At 70.8% G+C, this 18376-nt stretch carries 14 protein-coding genes; 6 read left to right on the top strand and 8 right to left on the bottom strand.

Annotated elements, in window-relative coordinates:
- Positions 1-49 precede the first annotated feature (49 nt).
- The 8 genes from B5557_RS02510 to B5557_RS02475 form a co-directional block, all read right to left on the bottom strand.
- The gene (locus tag B5557_RS02510; RefSeq protein WP_079657551.1) at positions 50-838 is read right to left on the bottom strand and encodes a polysaccharide deacetylase family protein; all 789 of its coding nucleotides are present in this window, start codon (positions 836-838) and stop codon (positions 50-52) included.
- A gap of 135 nt (positions 839-973) precedes the next feature.
- Positions 974-2905, bottom strand: a complete 1932-nt coding sequence (locus B5557_RS02505) for a glycoside hydrolase family 5 protein (RefSeq protein WP_079657550.1) — start codon at positions 2903-2905, stop codon at positions 974-976.
- A gap of 141 nt (positions 2906-3046) precedes the next feature.
- The gene (locus B5557_RS02500; RefSeq protein ID WP_079657549.1) at positions 3047-3619 is read right to left on the bottom strand and encodes an AMIN-like domain-containing (lipo)protein; all 573 of its coding nucleotides are present in this window, start codon (positions 3617-3619) and stop codon (positions 3047-3049) included.
- A gap of 216 nt (positions 3620-3835) precedes the next feature.
- Positions 3836-5587: an RICIN domain-containing protein gene (locus B5557_RS02495; protein WP_079657548.1), complete on the bottom strand. Its 1752-nt coding sequence runs from the start codon at positions 5585-5587 to the stop codon at positions 3836-3838.
- A gap of 40 nt (positions 5588-5627) precedes the next feature.
- Complete coding sequence (locus tag B5557_RS02490; RefSeq protein ID WP_079657547.1) at positions 5628-6449, bottom strand: carbohydrate ABC transporter permease; 822 nt, start codon at positions 6447-6449, stop codon at positions 5628-5630.
- Complete coding sequence (locus B5557_RS02485) at positions 6446-7414, bottom strand: carbohydrate ABC transporter permease (RefSeq protein WP_079657546.1); 969 nt, start codon at positions 7412-7414, stop codon at positions 6446-6448. The genes B5557_RS02490 and B5557_RS02485 overlap by 4 nt, the downstream gene beginning before the upstream one ends.
- A gap of 9 nt (positions 7415-7423) precedes the next feature.
- Complete coding sequence (locus tag B5557_RS02480) at positions 7424-8668, bottom strand: sugar ABC transporter substrate-binding protein (RefSeq protein ID WP_079657545.1); 1245 nt, start codon at positions 8666-8668, stop codon at positions 7424-7426.
- A gap of 47 nt (positions 8669-8715) precedes the next feature.
- Complete coding sequence (locus B5557_RS02475; RefSeq protein ID WP_079657544.1) at positions 8716-10650, bottom strand: glycoside hydrolase family 127 protein; 1935 nt, start codon at positions 10648-10650, stop codon at positions 8716-8718.
- A gap of 220 nt (positions 10651-10870) precedes the next feature.
- Here B5557_RS02475 and B5557_RS02470 point away from each other — a divergent pair, with 220 nt between their 5' ends.
- The 6 genes from B5557_RS02470 to ligA all read left to right on the top strand — a co-directional run bounded on the left by B5557_RS02470 (position 10871) and on the right by ligA (position 18351).
- Complete coding sequence (locus B5557_RS02470; RefSeq protein WP_079657543.1) at positions 10871-11890, top strand: LacI family DNA-binding transcriptional regulator; 1020 nt, start codon at positions 10871-10873, stop codon at positions 11888-11890.
- 107 nt (positions 11891-11997) lie between these two features.
- Positions 11998-12498 carry a hypothetical protein gene (locus tag B5557_RS02465; protein ID WP_079664546.1) on the top strand — a complete coding sequence of 167 codons (501 nt, stop codon included), beginning with the start codon at positions 11998-12000 and terminating at the stop codon, positions 12496-12498.
- A 131-nt stretch (positions 12499-12629) separates the two neighbouring features.
- Positions 12630-14084, top strand: a complete 1455-nt coding sequence (locus B5557_RS02460; RefSeq protein WP_079664545.1) for an NF041680 family putative transposase — start codon at positions 12630-12632, stop codon at positions 14082-14084.
- Between the two features lie 338 nt (positions 14085-14422).
- On the top strand, positions 14423-15652 hold the full coding sequence (locus B5557_RS02455) for a molybdopterin-dependent oxidoreductase (RefSeq protein ID WP_079657542.1): 1230 nt from the start codon (positions 14423-14425) through the stop codon (positions 15650-15652).
- A complete protein-coding gene (locus B5557_RS42505) occupies positions 15652-16110 on the top strand; it encodes a hypothetical protein (protein ID WP_099938157.1) in 459 nt (152 codons plus the stop codon). Before B5557_RS02455 ends, B5557_RS42505 begins: the two co-directional genes overlap by 1 nt.
- A 120-nt stretch (positions 16111-16230) precedes the next feature.
- A complete protein-coding gene (gene ligA / locus B5557_RS02440; RefSeq protein WP_231976227.1) occupies positions 16231-18351 on the top strand; it encodes an NAD-dependent DNA ligase LigA in 2121 nt (706 codons plus the stop codon).
- Positions 18352-18376: the final 25 nt, after the last annotated feature.

The following is an 18376-nucleotide window of genomic DNA, read 5'->3' as shown; positions in this document are numbered from 1 at the left end:
GACGCACCCTACGGACGGTCTCCCCGCCCCACAACCGAATTACCTCGCCTCAACGGACCGGGAAGCCGAACGAATACCCCTGCTGCTTCAGCCACGGCAGGACCTCGCGCAGGGCGGCGACGGTCTGGGCGCGGTCCCCGCCGGCGTCGTGGAAGAGGATGGTCGGGCCGTTGGAGACTTCTTTCTTGACGGTGGCGACGATCGCCGCGGCGCCGGGGTGCTCGAAGTCCTTGGTGTCGACGTTCCAGCCCAGCGGCCGCATTCCGTGGGACGCGGCGAGGGTGCGGCTGTAGGGGGTGAAGGCGCCGCCGGGGGCGCGGTAGTACAGGGGCCGCACGCCCCCCGAGGCTTCGGTGATCATGCGCTCGGCGTCCAGGATCTGCTGCGACTGGTAGGCCTCGGACTTGGTGTCCATGGTCGTGTCGTGCGACACGGTGTGGTCGCACAGCCGGTGCCCGGCCGCCACCACCGCCTTGACCAGGTCCGGGTGGGCCTGGGCCTGCGTGCCCACCATGCAGAAGGTCGCCTTCACCCCGTTCTCCTCCAGCACCCGGAGGACCTGCGGGGTCCAGACCGGGTCCGGCCCGTCGTCGATGGTGATGTTGACGCCATGGGCGCCGGCGTCCGACGCGTGGGCGATCTCCACGGCCACCGCCGCCGGCGCCCGGCCGGCGGCGCCCGAGGCGGAGGGACGCGCCGATACGCCTGCTGCCGCCCGCGGATCGTCGGACTGGCCGGCCTGCGCCGTCCACACCGAGGTGGCGGCTGCCACCGCCGTCACTCCGACCGCCGCCGCGAGTACCCGGCCGTACCATCCCCGCCCGCCATGCCGCGCCATGTCTGCCCTGTCCTCGTCGAGTCGCTGGAACCACCTGCAGCTGTCAGGACGGGCAAAGAGCGGGAAGGGATCCGTCTGTTACGGATCACGGACAATTTCGCGGAGGTTCCGGGACGCACGCGCACGGCACGGTGTTCAGGTCCGCAGCGGGCCGCACAGCAGAGCCGCGGGGCCCGGCGTGCTGCCGAGGCGGGTGGTGAAGGCGATGCCGGCGGCGTACTCGTCGGCGGCGCACTGGCCCTTGTAGCGGCCCTGGGCGAATTCGCCGCCGGGGTCACCGGAGGGCCGGTTGTCGGACCGGTCGAACCAGACGGTCCGTCCCGGGCGGCCCAGCGCGGTGCGGGACGGCACGCACAGCGCCGCCGACACCCGGTCGCCGCGCCGGCTGAAGCCGACGAGGAACTGGCCGGTGGGGCACTGGAGTTTGGTGTACCCGCCGGCCCAGTCGCCGCCCGCCGGGACATGGCGTTCGTCGGTGACGACCGTCTGGGCGTTGCCCGCAGCGCGCAGATCGCCGCCGCTCGTGTCGGTGCACAGGCCACGCCCGCCGGTGTGGCTGAGGCCGGTCAACCGCAGGCCGTCGGGGCAGGCGGCCTTGGCGGCTCCCGTGTCCCAGTCGCCGCCCGCCCGCACCCGCAGGGACTGCACGGCGTCGCCGTGGTCGGTGGTGAGCATGCGCCAGACAGGCTCCGGCGCGACGGGGCCGGTGCGGGTCGGAGACGTCATCAGGTGCTCCCAGGCCGTGCCGCGCCAGTCGCCCGGGTCGAGGATCCCGTACCGTCGCCCCGCGCTGTCGTAGCGCAGCAGCGCCCAGTCGTCGTGGCCCTCCCAGCCGACCAGGGGCCAGTAGGCGAAGTCGGCGTCCCGGTCGGCGAAGTAGTCGGTGATGTTTCCGAACCAGGTGCGGGCGGCGCTGCCCGTCTCCTGGGCGCCGATGCCGAACTCGCTGATCCACACGGGTGCCGTGTAGTGCTGTCCTTCCGTGGTGACGAAGAAGGCCTGGTCGGTGAGGGCTTGGTACAGCTGGTCGCGGGAGAGGTCCTGGTAGCGGGCGTCGTGGGTCTCGCCGATTCCGGTGGCGCCGCTGTGCCGGGGGCCGGTGTAGCCGTAGAAGTGGGCGGAGTAGACCAGCTTGTGGGCGTCCACCAGGGTGTGCGACAGCGTGCGCACGGGGGTGAGGGTGGGGCGGCCGTGCGGCAGGCCGTCGACGGGCAGACCGGTCCAGTTGATGCCCTCGACGACGATCAGCAGGCCCGGATTGCCCTCGGTGAGGATGCGGTCCGCGGCGAGCTGGGCAGCGGCGTACCAGTCGTGGTCGTCGCCCAGGCCCCAGTTGGGGTCGTCCAGCACGTCACGGCGTACTTCGTTGTAGAGGTCCGCGCCCACGACCCGGGGATCGGCGGCATAGCGGCGGGCCATGAAGACCCAGTCGTCGGTCCACTGCCGAGTGGACCGGCCGCTGTTCCAGCGTTCGTTGCCGTCGACGCCGCAGCACCAACGGGAGGTGTTGGTGTGGTTGTTGAGGACGACCGCGAACCCGTCGTGGGTGAGGGCGGCCACGACGGCGTCGTAGATCTGCAGGGGTGTCCTGCCGCGCAGCTGCGGGTTGGCCGTGACCGCGGCGTCCGGCACGGGGGCCGTGGCGTGGATCATCTCGTTGGAGAACGGCAGCCGCACGCTGTTGATGCCGAGGGCGTGGAAGTCGGCGAGCAACGCGGGCAGCGGGGCTCGGTCCAGGCCGAGGGGGATGCCGTAGGAGTCCTGGCCCGCGTGGTGGTCGGCGGGATCGGCGGCATCGCCGTTTCCCGTCCACGAGCCCTGTGCGCCGTCCCAGTTGGCCGACTTCAGGCGGAAGCGGCGGCCCTGGGCGTCGACGATGTAGCGGCCGCGGGTGGACAGCGGTGGCTGCCAGGTGTCGGCCGCCGGGGGAGTGGCCTGGGCGGCGGCCTCGGAGGCGGCAGCGGCCCGGGTGGCGGCGACCGCGGAGGGTGCCGGGGTCAGGGTGGCGAGGACCGTGGCAAGTGCTGTCAGGTACTTGACAAGTCTGGCAGGTCTGAAGATCTGCATCCGGTCCTCCGGGGGGCGCGTGGGGGTGTCGGTGGGAGGCGAACGAGCGGCGGCTGCCGGCCTACGGACGCGCGGCGCCCGGTGCCGGCCCGATGAGGCCGGGCGCCGGGGCGCCGCGCAGAGGTGCAGTGCCCGTGGATATCACCAGCTGTGTGCGACGTCCAGCACGAGGTGGTCGGCCAGCCGCAGCACACGGAAGGGCAGACGTGCGCGCACGCCGAGCCCGAACTGCGTCACGCCCTCGAAGCTCCCGGCGTACCGGGTGTCCTGGAAGGCGCGGTAGCCGGTGAGGTCCACGCCCGGCAGCGGTTGCGCCACCCGTCCGGGGTAGGTGGGGACGCCGGTCTCGGGGTTGTAGGCGGGCGCGTTCACCCGGACGTCCAGGATGGCGCCGCCGCGGACGGGGATGGGGCGGCCGGAACCGTCCTGTTCGAGCACGTCGACGTAGCCCACAGAGAATCCGAGCGCGTCGCTGCCCGCGCCCGGGACGTCGATGACGAAACGGTCGTAGCAGTCGTGGGCGCCGGTCCTGACGTTCGTGACCGGGGTCGCCGTGCTGGTGACGAACGTCTTGTCCAGGCTCCCCCAGCCGGTGGGACAGGCCGCAGCGGTCCGGGCCGCGCCGGCCGGCGCCGCTTCGGCCGGGACCGCGGCCACACCGAGCGTGGCGGTCAGGAGGGCGGCGGTGGCCCAGATGGTTCTGCTTCGCACCATGATCTCCCCCAAGGATTTGTGTGGCGGACATCAACTGAGACAACCGGATCGCCCCATGGGTTGCCCTGTCTTCGCGTCTCTCTGTATGGCGCGAGGGAGCCGGCCCGGAGCGGGGCCCGTGGCCTGAAACCGACGGGCCTTCTTCGGCGGCTCATGCCTGTGTCCCCGGCCGCCGACATCGGCCAGGGACACAGGGGCTCGTGGGTCAGTGTGAGGTCAGCGTGCGGTCAGTTTCCAGAGGTGGTCCGCCGTGCCGTTGTCGGTCCACTGCAGGACCTGCGCGCCGGACGAGGTGCTCATCCCGTTCACGCCGAGCAGGAGCCCGCTGTTGTAGTTGGCGATCTTGTAGAAGCCGTCGCGGGCCGGAATGAGCTGCCAGAGGTGGTCGGCGGTGCCGTTGTCACCCCAGATCAGCGCCGTGCCGCCGGCGGCGGTGCTCATGTTGTTGATGCCCAGCAGCAGTCCGCTCTTCTGGTTGACGATTTTGTACAGGCCCGAGCCCGCCGCGACCAGGGTCCAATTCTGGTCCGTTCCCGTCGTGGACGTCGACTGGACCACCGAAGTGCCCTGGGCCGTGCCCGCGTTCACGGTGTCCAGGGCGAGACCGCTGTTCTTGTTGGTGATCTGGTAGCGCCCGGCGAGCGACGTGGAGGCGCCGCTCGGAGTGATCACCAGGTGGTAGCCGTCGGAGGCGTTCATCGTGACGGGCACGGTGATCGAGCCGTTGCTGACGGCGTAGTCCGCGTCCGAGACGGTGATCGGGCCGGGGGAGGCGGCGAGTCGGCCGGTGTGCGGGCTGTACTCCAGCTTGACGTGGACCGTGCTGCCGAAGGCCGACAGCGAGGAGAGACCGTTCACGGTCACGGCGCAGGAGCCGGTGCAGCCCCCGGTCACGACGCTGATCTGGTTGCCCGCGCCGTTCAGGGAGGCGAGTCCGTCGATGCCGGTCTGCGTGGGCGGCGTGGTGACCAGCATGTTCCCCGACATGTCGCCGTACCACTTGTACGTCCAGTAGGAACCGTTGGGCGAGCCGCCGGTGTCGATGAGCGTGTCGCCGAGGGTGCCGTAGTGGTTCCAGAAGGCGAGCTCGGCGTCACGCACCCCGGCCCGTTCGAACTTGGCGGCGTAGCCGATGAGGGCGCCCGAGTTGCCCATCTCGTCGGGAGTTCCGTACTCCTCGATGGCGATCGGGCGCGCACTGATGCCGAGACTCGACTCCAGGGAGCGGTAAGCGGCGACATGGGCGGCGATGTCCTTGCTGCCCTGCAGCTCGTGCCAGGCGATGACGTCGGGGACGGTGCCGCTCGCCTTGGCGTCGGTGAGGAAGGAGCTCATCCAGGACTGGTTCCACGCCGAGTGGCTCGGGCCCTGGATCGGCGTCCTGGTGTCCTTGGCGCGGACCTCCTTGAACGTGCGCGCCCAGCCCGCGTTGAACGCTCCCGCGCTGGCGGTGTCCCAGGTCCAGTCGGGTTCGTTCCACAGCTCGTACGCGCTGATGTTCGTCGCGCCCGAGGACTGCACGGAGGCGACCTGCTTGTCGACAGCGGACAGCCAGTCGGCCCAACTCACCCATTTGTAGGGGAAGTTCGGGTACCAGTCCGGCATCCGTACGACGACCTTGGCGCCGGCGCGGGCCGCCTTCGGCGCGACGACGAGGGCGTCCCCGGCCGGCTTGGGCTCGCCGTTGGGCAGTTGGGAGCCGCCCGGGGCCATCTGGACGAAGGTGTTCGGCTTGAGCGCGTTGACCACGCTGTCGGCGGGCGTGCTGTTGTCCGCGAGGCCGTAGAGACTGCCGGTCGCGACGTGCGTGACCGGCCGGAGGGTCTGGTTGGCGTTGACGACCAGGGTGGTGGCTGTCGTCGGCGCGGCGTCGGCGGGGACCGCCGCGGCGAGTGCGGCAGCGGTGAGAGCGGTGGCGCCGACGGCTGCGGTGAGGCGGCCGGACAGGCGTGGTCTGGTGCGGCTCATCAAGGGAGTTCTCCTCACGGAGGGAGGGAATGGAGGGGTGTCAGTCCTTGACCGCGCCGGCGGTGACGCCCGCGGCCACGTAACGCTGGGCGAGTACCAGCAGGACCGCTGCGGGGACGGAGGCGACCACGGCGGTGGCCATGATCGCGTTCCACTCCTGGTTGTTGTTGCCGATGTACTTGTAGATGCCGAGGGTGATCGGCCTCAGATCGCCGCCGCCGTCCAGGGTGTTGGCGAAGACGAAGTCGGACCAGGCCCACAGGAAGGAGAAGAGCGAGACGGTGACGACGGCGTTGCGGCTCACCGGCAGGACGACCGACCAGAACGTGCGGAAGGTGCCCGCGCCGTCGATGCGGGAGGCGGCGATCAGCTCGCCGGGGATGCCCGACATGAACGCCGTGAAGATCATGACGCCGAACGGCACGGCGATGGTGGAGTCCGCGACGATCAGCCCCCACCAGGAGTTCAGCAGACCGAGGTCGAGGAAGATGCCGTAGAAGCCCATCGCCATGACGATGCCCGGGATCATCTGCGCGACCAGCAGGAACAGCCCGAGGGCGCCGCCGCCGCGCGGGCGGAGCTTCGCCAGCGAGTAGCCGGCCGGCGCAGCCAGCAGCAGGGTGAGGGCGACCGTCCCGAGGCCGATGAGGAGGCTGGTGCCCAGATAGGGCAACTGGTCGTCCAGGACTGCCCGATAGCCCTCGAAGGTCGGATGCAGCGGGAACAGGTCGGGCGGGGACTTGCGCATGTCCTGCTGCGGGGTGAGGGACACGTTCAGCATCCAGTACACCGGGAACAGCATCAGCGCCGTGAGGACCAGCCCGATCACGGTGTAACGGCGGGAGCCGGTACGGGACTTCACGCTTCCTGCCTCCTCTGGACACGGATGTACAGGAGCCCGAAGACGAGCGCGATGAGGATGAGGATGTTGCCGACCGCGGCGCCGGGACCGAACTTCGGCAGCAACGTGCCGAAGCCGAGCTGGTACGACCAGGTCGCCAGCGTCGAGGAGGCGTCCCCCGGCCCGCCCTTGGTCATGATCCAGATCAGGTCGAACACCTTCAGCGTGTAGACCAGCCCCAGCAGCAGCGTGATCGCCGACACCGGCCGCAGCAGCGGGAAGGTGATGCGCCGGAACTGCTGCCACGCGCCCGCCCCGTCCAGGGCCGCCGCCTCGTACAGCTCCACGGGGATGTTCTGCAGACCGCTGTAGAGGATCACCAGGTTGAACGGGATGCCGATCCAGATGTTGGCGACAATCACCGAGGTCAGCGCCCAGTCCGGCGAGGTGAGCCAGCCGACCGGGTCCGCCCCGAAAAGATGCAGGAAGTAGTTCACCACGCCCGACTCGCTGTTGAACATCCACGACCAGGTGGACGCCGAGACGATGAGGGGCAGCAGCCAGGGGATCAGGAACAGGGCCCGCAGGGTCGGGGCCAGCCGGAAGTGCCGGTTGAAGAAGACGGCGAGAGCGAGCCCGATGACGTACTGGAAGGCGATCGACACGAACGTGAAGACCATGGTGTGGCGCAGTGCCGGGCCGAACGTGGGGTCGTCCAGGACCCGCTGGAAGTTGTCCCAGCCGGTGAACGGGGCGTCGCCGGCGACGAAGGAGCGGACCGTGTAGTCGCGCAGGCTCAGGTCGAGGTTGCGGTACAGCGGATAGAGGTAGAAGGCGGCGAGATAGACGATCAGCGGGGCGACGAAGGCGAACGCGGCCAGGCGGCCTCGCCACCGCTGCCGACGGGGCAGCGGCAGCAAGCCGGAACCGCTCGCCTTCACCACCGCCGACGGCCGCCGCGGGCGGTCGACACGGGCGATGGTCATGTCCGGCGCCTAGCCCTTCTGCGCGCTCGACTGGGCCGTGCCGAGAGCGTCCTTGGGGCTCTTGCTCCCCGACAGCGCGGCCTGCACGGCGGTCCACATCTGCTGCGAGATGGTCGGGTACTTGGTGCCCAGACCGCCGCTGGTGCGCCCGCGCGCCGCGGCCACCGCGTCCACCCACGGCTTGAGCTTCGGGTTCTGCTTCACCTGCTCGGCCTGGACGGCGGCGGTGGGCGCGACATACGTCAGCGTCGTGTCGCTGGCGAGCAGGTTGGCGTCGCTGGTCAGACAGGTGACGATCTTCTTGGTGACGTCATAGCGCGCGGTGTCCTTCTGGACGGGCATGGTGACGAACTCACCGCCCGTCGGCACCGGTGCCGAACCGCCGTTCTCAGCCGGGACGCTGACGATGCCGTACTCGAAGCCGGCCTTGTCGGCGTTGCCGAGCTGCCAGGTGCCGTTCTCGCCGAACGCGTACTCGCCGGTGGCGAACTCCTGCCAGCTGGTGGTCTGGGTGTTCTGCAGGACGTCCTTGGGGGCCAGCCCGTCGTCCACCCACCCCTTCCACAGTGACAGCGCGGCCACGCCCTTCGCCGAGTCCAGCTTGGTCAGGTCCCCGCCCGCGCCCCAGAACCACGGCAGGAACTGGAAGCTGCCCTCCTCGGTGCCGATCGCGGAGAAGGTGATGCCCTTCTTCCCGGCCGCCTTGACCTTCTTCAGGGCCGCGGTGAGGGAGGCCCAGTCCTTGACGGAGGCCGGGTCGACACCGGCCGCGGTCAGCACCTTCTTGTTGTAGTAGAGGGCGAGGGTGTTGGCTCCGATCGGGATGCCGTAGGAGGCGTTGTCGATGGTGCCCGCGCCGATGATGTTCTGCTGGATCGACTTGGTGTCGAGGCCGAGGTCGCTCGTCTTGTTGAGGATGCCCGCCTCGACCAGCGTGGAGACGACCGGGTTGTCCACCAGCATCACATCGGGCGCGTTGCCCTGCTGGGCGGCGAGCAGCGCCTTGTTGCCGAGGTCGGTGGTGTCGTACGCGGTTCGCTTGACGGTGACGCCCGCCTTCGTCCCGCACTCGCCGACGCGCTTGCCCCACGGCGAGGACGCGTCGAACTGCGGGTACGGGTCCCAGAAGGTGTAGGTCCCGCCGGCTGCGTCGGAGGATCCCGAGCCGTCGGAGCCGCTTGAACAGGCGGTGAGGGAGGCGAGAGTGCCGACCGCGGCGAGCGCGGCGAGGAGGGTACGGCGGGTCGGTATCACGGGGTGACCTCGTTGTCGTAGAGAAGTGGCGCAGAAGCAGGGGGAGTTCAGGAGAGGGGCAGCCAGACGCGCATGCTGCCGTCCTCACGGTTGGCCCACGCGTAGTAGGGGACGGCGGTCAGCTCTACGGGATCGCCGGCGGCGGGCCCGGCGGCCCGCGCGGTGTCCGTGGGGGTGTACGGCCACCAGTCCCGCTCGGGCACGGTGCGCCGGTGGCCGGCCGCCACGACCGTGGTGACACCACCGAGCAGGTCCGGGCGGTGCTTCACGGCGAGCGGCCGGGTCGGGTCGAGGACGAGGTCGTCCAGGCCACCGCCCGGGTGGTCGGCCTGCTCCAGGCAGTACACGAGCGGCCCGCGCTCGATCGCGACACAGCCGCGTACCGCGTCCACCCGGGGGTCGGCCGTGGTCAGCCGGGGTTCCAGCCCCAGCTCCAGGACCACTTCGTCGCCGGGCGCCCAGGTGCGCTCCAGACGCAGCCAGCCGTCCGACACCGCCGTGTCGTACGTCTGCTCCCCGCAGCGCACCCGGAAGTCGCGGCACCACTGCGGGACGCGCAGGGACAGCGTCCAGGGACGGTCGACGGGGGTCTCCTCGACGGTGAGGCGGACGGTGCCCTGCCAGGGGTACTCGGTCTCGGCGCGTACGGCGACGCCCTCGGCGGTGTAGCGCCCGGCGACGTACTGGTGGATCTGCAGGCCCGTGTCGTCGGTGCTGGCCAGGTAGTGCTCCAGGCTCGCCAGCAGCCGCATCACGTTGGGCGGGCAGCAGGCGCAGCGGAACCAGCGGGTGCGGCGGGCCGACTGGTCGCCGCCGGTGTCGGTGTGACCGTCGCGGACCTGGAGCGGGTTGACGTACAGCCAGCGCTCGCCGTCCAGGGAGACACCCGCCAGGAAGCCGTTGTACAGGGTGCGTTCGATCAGGTCGGAGTAGCGGGCCTCCCCCGTGAGCAGGGCCATCCGCCAGCTCCACTGGACCGAGGCGATGGCGGCGCAGGTCTCGCAGTAGGCGCGCTCGTTGGGCAGCTCGTACGGGTCCCCGAAGTCCTCCTCGTCGTGGTGCGCGCCGAGGCCGCCGGTGAGGTGGGTCTTGGTCGCGGTCATCGCCCGCCACAACCGCTCGCCCGCCGCCCGCAGTTCGGCGTCCCCGGTCTCCGTCGCCAGGTCGGCCGCTCCCGCCAGCAGATACAACTGCCGTACGGCGTGCCCCTCGACGTTGGTCGCCTCACGCAGCGGAACCCGGTCCTGGCAGTAGGCCTCGCCGCCCAGCAGACCGTGACCGTACCGGTCGACGAAGTAGCCGGCCAGCTCCAGGTAGCGGCGCTCCCCGGTCTCCCGGTACAGCTCCACCAGAGCGGTCTCGACCTCGGGGTGACCGTCGACGCCGTCGATGGGTTTGCCGCTGCCGGGCGGGCCGAAGACGGAGTCGACCTGGTCGGCGAACCGGACCGCCACGTCGAGGAGTTCGCGGCGTCCGGTGGTGCGGTGGTGGGCGACCGCGGCCTGGATGAGATGGCCCGCGCAGTACAACTCGTGGCCCCAGCGCAGGTCCTGGTAGCGCTGCCCGTCCTTGACCAGCTGGAACCAGGTGTTGAGATAGCCGTCGGGCTGCTGGGCGGCGGCGACCAGGTCGACGATCCGGGAGACCTCGGCGGCGAGTTCGGCGGCGAGTTCGGCGTCCGGGGCCTGGGCGAGCTGCCAGGAGGCCGCCTCCAGCCACTTGTAGACATCCGTGTCCACGAAGGGGTACGCGCCCCGGAACTCGCCCTCGGCGGCGCCGGCCGCGAGCCGCAGGTTGTGCAGGTTCCCCGCGGACTCCAGCAGACCGGGTCCCTGCGGAAGGGAGACGTGCGCGTTGGTCGTACGGCGGTGGTGCCAGAAACCCGTGTCGATGCCGACGGCGGCGGGGCGCAGCGCGGCCTGGGCTTCGGGGCCGAGGCGGACCGGTCCCGGGGCGGGCGGGGTGGAGCGGGTGCGGGGCATGACTCTCCGGGGGTGAGGGCGCCGAGGGTGAGCGACGAGCTCGTCGGGGCTTGTTTTGCGCAACCGTTTTCTCGTCGTGAAAGTAGAGGGCAGTGGACCTATCCGGTCAAGAGACGCCGCAAGAGTTTTTTCGTTTTTCCCGCGGGCTGGCGTAAGGCTCCGCCGCCTGCCACCATGTCGGGCGTCCGTATCATCGAGGCATCGAGGAAAAGGTTTGCCCGTGACCTCTGCTCCAGGCTCTCTCCCTGACGGCCGGGCCCGGCTGACCGATGTCGCCGCCCTCGCCGGCGTCAGCGTCGGCACGGCCTCCAAGGCGTTGAACGGCGGCGGACGGATGCGTCCCGAGACGCGTCAACGGGTGCTGGACGCGGTCGCGGAGCTGGGATTCAGGCCCAATCAGCACGCGCAGAGCCTGCACAGTGGCCGCAGCTGGACGGTCGGCCTGATGACGACCGACGGGATAGGCCGGTTCAGCACACCCGTACTGCTCGGCGCGGAGGACGCGCTGGGCGCCGGGAAGATCTCCGTCCTGCTGTGCGACACCCGGGGTGACGCCATCCGCGAGCAGCACCATCTGCGCAACCTCATGGACCGCAGGGTGGACGGCATCATCGTCACCGGCCGCCGCACGGACCCCCGGCCGCCCCTGCCCGGCGTCGAGTCCGTCCCCGTCGTCTACGCGCTGTCCCCGTCCACCGACCCCCGCGACACCTCCGTCGTCACCGATGACCGAGGCGGCGCGCGATTGGCGATCGAGCACCTGGTGGCCACCGGACGCACCCGGATCGCCCACGTCACCGGCCCGGAACACCACGCCGCCGCCCGCGAACGCGCCCAGTACGCGGTCGGGCAACTGGCGAGCGCCTCACTCGAACCGTCGACCGGACGGATCCACTTCGGTGAGTGGAGCGAGGCCTGGGGCCGGCGCGCGGCCGACGCCGTACTGCGCACCGCCCCCGACACCGACGCGTTCTTCTGCGGCAACGACCAGATCGCCCGGGGCGTGGCGGACGCGCTGCGCGAGCGCGGAGTGTCGGTCCCCGGCGACATCGCCGTGGTCGGCTACGACAATTGGGACACCATGGCGCTGGCCAGCCGCCCGCCCCTCACCACCATCGACACCAACCTCACCGAGATCGGCCGGATCGCGGCCCTGGAACTGCTCCGGGCGATCGACACCGAGCCACGGCCCGGCGTGCACACCGTGCCGTGCCGGCTGGTGGTGCGCGAGTCCAGCTGAGCTTGTTCTTTAACCTCCGTCTGGCCCTGGCAGGGTGGCTGGCGGGCCTGAGCATGAGCGGTCGAATCGGGATGCGCTGTTCTGCAAGGCAGTTGCATACTCACCGCATGGCCACGTTCTCTGCTCGGTTCCGGGACCCGCGCAGCACCGAGTACGACTTCATCACCTTGATCATGGTGCGGTGCCCCGGTTGTGAGAAGGCCGCCCGTGTCGTTCCGGCGCCCGAAGACGCCAGTCCTGGGGGGCGGATTCTGTTCACGCCGCGGCGCCTGGTCTGTCATGGCTGCGGACTGTCGCGGGTGTGGAGCGGCCGCCTTGTCACGCTCTCTGCCGGCACAGCTCAACCAGCGACGGATCCGTACTTCGGTATGCCGCTGTGGCTCCAGGTCGAGACCCGGCACGGGTGGTTGTGGGCGTACAACCTCGAACATCTCGACTTGATCCGTCGTTTCGTCCAGGCGTCGCTGCGGGAACGAGCGCCCTGGTACGACACCGGACAGAAGATGACCTTGGTGGCCCGTCTTCCGGCATGGATCAAGAGGGCGAAGAACCGAGACGAGATCCTGCGTGCCGTCAGCCGGATCCACGCCTCACTGGTTGCCGCCTGACCTGCTTACCAGCGTCCGAACGGCACTCGAACTTGATCTCTGCTTCCGCTGTTCGGCGGACGTGCGGGCGGCCTCCGCACGATCATGTGCTCCGACCAAAGAGGCACTTGACCAGTACGAAGGCCGTGAAGGTGAGTCTGCTGCCTGATGCTGTTCCGGCGGAGGCGTTCGCGCAAGCGTCACGCTTCCGGGAGGACTTATTCGACTGTCTGACCGCGCGCGGGGACGAACTGTTCGACCTCACGGACGCGTTGCTGTGCGCGGACGGGCCGGTGACCTCGCCGGTGGACCTGACGCTGGTGGCCGAGCACCGGCGCGGGCACGGCGCGATGTACGAGGCGCTGAACTGCGGGAACGTGGACGTGCCCCGGCTGCGGCAGGTGCTGGCCGGGTTGCCGATGCCGCAGGCCGCCGACGGCCGCCTGGTCCTGGCGGTCGACGTCAGCAACTGGCTCCGCCCCGACGCGCCGACCAGCGCGGACCGCCTGTTCTGCCACGTCTACGGTCGCAGCGGACGGTCCTCGGACCAGTTCATCCCCGGCTGGCCGTACTCCTTCGTCGCCGCCCTCGAATCGGGCCGGACGTCCTGGTGCCAGCTCCTGGACGCCGTCCGTCTCGGCCCCGAGGACGACGTCGCCGAGGTCACCGCCGCCCAGCTCCGCCGTGTGGTCGAGGACCTGATCGAGATGGGCCGCTGGCACGTCGGCGACCGCAACATCCTCATCGTCTTCGACGCCGGCTACGACGCCCCGCGCATGGCCCACCTCCTGACCGGCCTCCCGGTCGAAGTACTCGGACGGATGCGCTCCGACCGCGTCATGCGACGGCCGACGCCCACGCTCAAGGAGTACGCCCTGGCCTACCCGCAGGGCGGGCGGCCGCCGAAGCACGGCAAGGAGTTCCGCTTCGCCAAGCCGGACACCTGGGGTGAGCCGGACGCGGCCACGACGCAGGTCACCGACCGGTACGGCACCACCCACGCGATGGCCTGGGACCGCATCCACCCCCGCCTGACCACCCGCTCCGCCTGGATCGATCACACCGGCGAACTCCCCATCATCGAAGGCACGCTGATCCGCCTCCAGGTCGACCGCCTGCCCGGCGGAGGCGACCCGCTCCCGCTCTGGCTCTGGTCGTCCGCCACCGGCCTGGACAGCGAGGACGTCGACGTGCGCTGGCAGGCGTTCCTGCGCAGGTTCGACATCGAGCACCTCTTCAGGCTGATGAAACAGACCCTCGGCTGGACCCGTCCGAGGCTGCGAACCCCCGAGGCCGGCGAGCGCTGGACCTGGCTGATCATCGCCGCGCACACCCAGATCCGCCTCCTGCGCGGGGCAACCGCCGACCTGCGGCGGCCGTGGGAGAGGCCCGCCGAGCCCGGCCGGCTCACCCCGGCCCGAGTCCGCCGGGGGTTTCGGAACCTCCGCCCGCACCTGCACTGCCCGGCCCGTGCACCAAAACCCTCAACACCCGGCCCGGGACGGCCACTTGGCTCGAAGAACCGGCGGCCCGCCACCCACTACGACGTGGGCAAGACCGTGAAACGACCCGAGAGCATCACCGAACGAAACCGACTCACACCATAAAGAACAAGCTGAGCGCAGCCGGCGCAGTCCCGGTCCCCGTCACCGGGTTCCCGCGACGCCGCCGGGATCCACACCCGACAGCCCCCACCCGACCGCTCACGCGGCCGCGACGCCGCGAGCAGGCCCTGCCAGGGCAGCCGACCAGGCGGTCCCGTACAACCACCATCACGACCGCCGGCAGGACGTCCTCACAGGGAATCGACGGTGGCTTGTCGGTGCCGGTGCGCGGGGCAACTAGGCCGAGTGGCGGGCCGTGGGGCGCTCTGCGGGCCGGACGTCAGCGTTTCGTCATGGGTCGCGCACCGTCTGGGCGGGGTGTCCCGGCCTACGGTCGGGGCATGCGCGACGACTCACGGCTCCCCACCTCTCCCGGTTTCTGGCGCAGCCCTCTGCGCGGCCCCTGGTTCACCTCGGTGCTCGGCCTGGTCCTGCTCGTCGGCGTCACCATGCTGTTCGTGACGGGACTGGTCTCCTACGCCGCCTACAACCCGGACCTCTCGCCGGTGAACGATCAGACCCCGGACAAGGGGATCCTCGGCTTCTACCTGTTCGCCTGGCCGACGAACCCCCACTGGCTGTACCGGCTGAACCAGGGTGTGCACGTCACCCTCGGCATCACCCTGGTCCCCGTCCTGCTGGCCAAGCTGTGGTCGGTGGTGCCGAGGCTGTTCGCGCTGCCGCCGGCTCGCTCGCTCGCCCACGCCCTGGAGCGGATCTCGCTGTTGTTGCTGGTCGGCGGTGGACTGTTCGAGTTCACGACCGGCGTCCTCAACGTCCAGCTCGACTACGTCTTCCCCGGCTCGTTCTACCGCCTGCACTTCTACGGCGCGTGGGTGTTCTTCGCCGCGTTCGTCGCCCATGCCGTCCTGAAGACGCCCAAGGCACTGCGCAGCGTGCGGCACCTGCGCGCGGAGCGGGACGACCTGGTGTCGCCGCGTCCCGGCCCGCCGACCGTCTCCCGGCGTGGCGCCCTGCGGTTCGTCGGGGGTGGCTCACTGCTGCTGTTCCTGACGACGGTGGGGCAGAACTTCGACGGCCTGCGCCGCACGGCCCTCCTCGCCCCGCACGGCGGAGCCGACCCGGGCAGCGGCCCGAACGGCTTCCAGATCAACAAGACCGCCGCGTACGCCGCCATCGACCCGGCCGAGACGAGCGCGGACGCCTGGCGTCTGGTGGTCACCGGACGCACGGGCACCGTCCGCCTCAGCCGGGCCCGGCTCGCGGAACTGCCGTTGCACAGCTCGGCGTTGCCCATCGCCTGCGTCGAGGGCTGGTCGACGTCCGACCAGTGGTGGCGCGGCGTACGGCTGCGCGACCTCGCCGCGCTCGTCGGGTACGAGGACGACCCGCCGGACCTGTTCGTGGAGTCCCTCCAGCGACACGGCGCCTTCCGGCACGCCGCCCTGCGTGCCGACCAGGTCGAAGACCCGCGGTCCCTGCTTGCCCTGTACGTCAACGGCGAGGAGCTGTCCCCCGACCACGGCCACCCGGCGCGGGTGATCGTGCCCGCCGCGCCCGGTGTGCTGAACACCAAGTGGGTGGCCCGGATGACGTTCGGAGACCTGTGATGCGACGCCCGATCCCCTGGGGCAGCCCCTTCCAACTGCTGTTGCTCGCCTGTTCGTTCGCGCTCGCCGCCTATGTCGGCGTACGGCTCCTCGAGGACGACTGGTTCGGCGTCGCCCTGTGGATCGTGGGCGCCGCGCTGCTGCACGACCTCGTCCTGCTGCCCCTGTACGCGTCGGCCGACCGGGTGCTCGCGCGGGGGCTCGGGGCGGCGGGCCACCGGGAGTGGACGATGTACGTCCGTGTCCCCGCGGCCCTCTCCGGTCTGCTGCTGCTCGTGTGGTTCCCGCTGATCGCCGGCAGGGTGGACCAGCGCTACCGGTCGGCCACCGGACTCTCGCCGGACGGATTCCTCGCCCACTGGCTGGTGATCACCGCCGTGCTCTTCGGCGGCTCGGCCCTGCTGTTGGCGCTGCGGCTGCGCCGGGCGACGAAGCGGCGGCCGCCCGCCGCCCACTGACTTCAGCGGCGTCGACGCGGATGCCGTGACCCTGTCGGCGACCCTCGCCACCCGGTGGCGGACGGCGTGCACGCCGGCGAGGGCCGGGCGTTGTCAGTGGTGGCAGGCAGGATGTCACGTATGACAACACGCGGTGCAGTGATCGTGGATGCCGTCGCCTACGCGCAGGCGGTCGAGGATGCGGTGAAGGCGTCGGCCGCCTACTACGGGGCCGGCACCTCGGTGCTGGACGACGACGCCTACGACCGTCTGGTGCGCGCCATCGCGGCGTGGGAGGCGGAGCACCCCGAACAGGTGCTGGCGGGTTCCCCGACCGGGAAGGTGGCCGGCGGAGCGGTGCAGGGCGATGTCCCGCACACCGTGGCGATGCTCAGCCTCGACAACGTGTTCTCGGCGGAGGAGTTCACCGCGTGGACCGCGTCGCTCGCCCGGCGTCTCGGTCATGACGTCACCCGGTACAGCGTGGAGCCGAAGCTGGACGGTCTGGCGATAGCGGCCCGCTACACCCGCGGCCGTCTGACGCGGCTGATCACGCGAGGCGACGGGACGGCCGGGGAGGACGTCTCGCACGCCATCGGCACCATCGAGGGTCTGCCCGGCGAACTGGCGGAGCCGGTCACCGTGGAGGTGCGCGGCGAAGTCCTCATGACGACCGCCCAGTTCGAGCACGCCAACGAGGTCCGCACCGCGCACGGCGGTGCGCCGTTCGCGAACCCGCGCAACGCGGCAGCAGGCACCCTGCGGGCCAGGGAGCGCGCCTACACGGTGCCGATGACGTTCTTCGCCTACGGCCTGCTGCCCCTCGCCGACACCGATCCGGCGCAGGCCGGGGAACTGGGCGAGTGCCCGCACAGCGACCTCATGAAGCGTGCCGTCGCGTACGGGGTGAACACCACCGCGAGCACCGCGGTGCCCGGCAGCACCGCCGATACGGTGGAGGGGGTCCTGGACCGCGTGGCCGAGATCGCGGCACTGCGCCCCTCGCTGCCGTTCGGGATCGACGGGATCGTCGTCAAGGCCGACCTGGCCGCGGACCAGCGGGCAGCCGGATCGGGGTCGCGGGCCCCGCGCTGGGCGATCGCCTTCAAACTGCGGGCCGTGGAGAAGATCACCCGGCTGCTGGCGGTGGAGTGGAACGTGGGCCGCACCGGCATCATCGCGCCCCGGGCCGTCCTGGAGCCGGTGGAGATCGACGGCTCCACCATCACCTACGCCACCCTGCACAACCCGGCCGACATCACCCGCCGCGACCTGCGCCTCGGCGACCCGGTCATGGTCCACCGGGCCGGGGACGTCATTCCCCGCGTCGAAGCCCCCGTCGTCCATCTGCGCACCGGCGAGGAACAGCCCATCGTCTTCCCCGAGTCCTGCCCGCGGTGCGGATCGGGCATCGACACCAGCGAGCAGCGCTGGCGCTGCACCAACGGCCGTAACTGCCATCTCGTCGCCGCCCTCTCCTACGCCGCCGGACGCGACCAGCTCGACATCGAAGGCCTCGGCCACACCCGGGTCGTCCAACTGGTCGACGCGGGCCTCGTCAAGGACCTCGCCGACCTGTTCGCCCTCACCCGCGACCAGTTGCTGGGGCTGGAGCGGATGGGGGAGACCAGTACCGACAACCTTCTCGCCGCCATCGCCGCGGCCAAGGCGCAGCCGCTGTCGAGAGTGCTGTGCGCACTCGGCGTGCGCGGCACCGGGCGTTCCATGTCCCGCCGCATCGCCCGGTACTTCGCCACCATGGACGACCTCCGCGCCGCCGACGCCGAGACGATCCAGCAGGTCGAGGGCATCGGCACCGAGAAGGCCCCGTCCATCGTCGCCGAACTCGCCGAGCTGGCCCCGCTCATCGACAAGCTCGCCGCGGCCGGTGTGAACATGACGGAGCCAGGCGCGACCCCGCTCGCCCGGACAGCCGGCGACACCACCGACGGTGGGGAGGCCACGGAGATCACGGAGGTCACGGGGGTCGCGGAGGCGACAGGCGGGCCGCTGGCCGGCATGGCGGTGGTGGTCACCGGGGCGATGACCGGGGCGCTGGAGAAACTCAGCCGCAACCAGATGAACGAGCTTGTCGAACGGGCCGGCGGCCGCTCCTCTTCCAGCGTCTCCAAGAAGACCACCCTGGTCGTCGCCGGAGAAGGCGCCGGCTCCAAACGGGCCAAGGCCGAGACCCTGGGCATCCGGCTTGCCACCCCCGACGAGTTCGCGGCGCTCGTCGCCGACTACCTCGATGCCGGATGAGACGGCGGGCCGCCTCTGACCCGGC

It is taken from the genome of Streptomyces sp. 3214.6, from assembly GCF_900129855.1.
Taxonomy (GTDB): domain Bacteria; phylum Actinomycetota; class Actinomycetes; order Streptomycetales; family Streptomycetaceae; genus Streptomyces; species Streptomyces soliscabiei.
The sequence above is the reverse complement of the archived record's forward strand: the minus strand, read 5'-3'. Positions and strand labels throughout refer to the sequence as shown.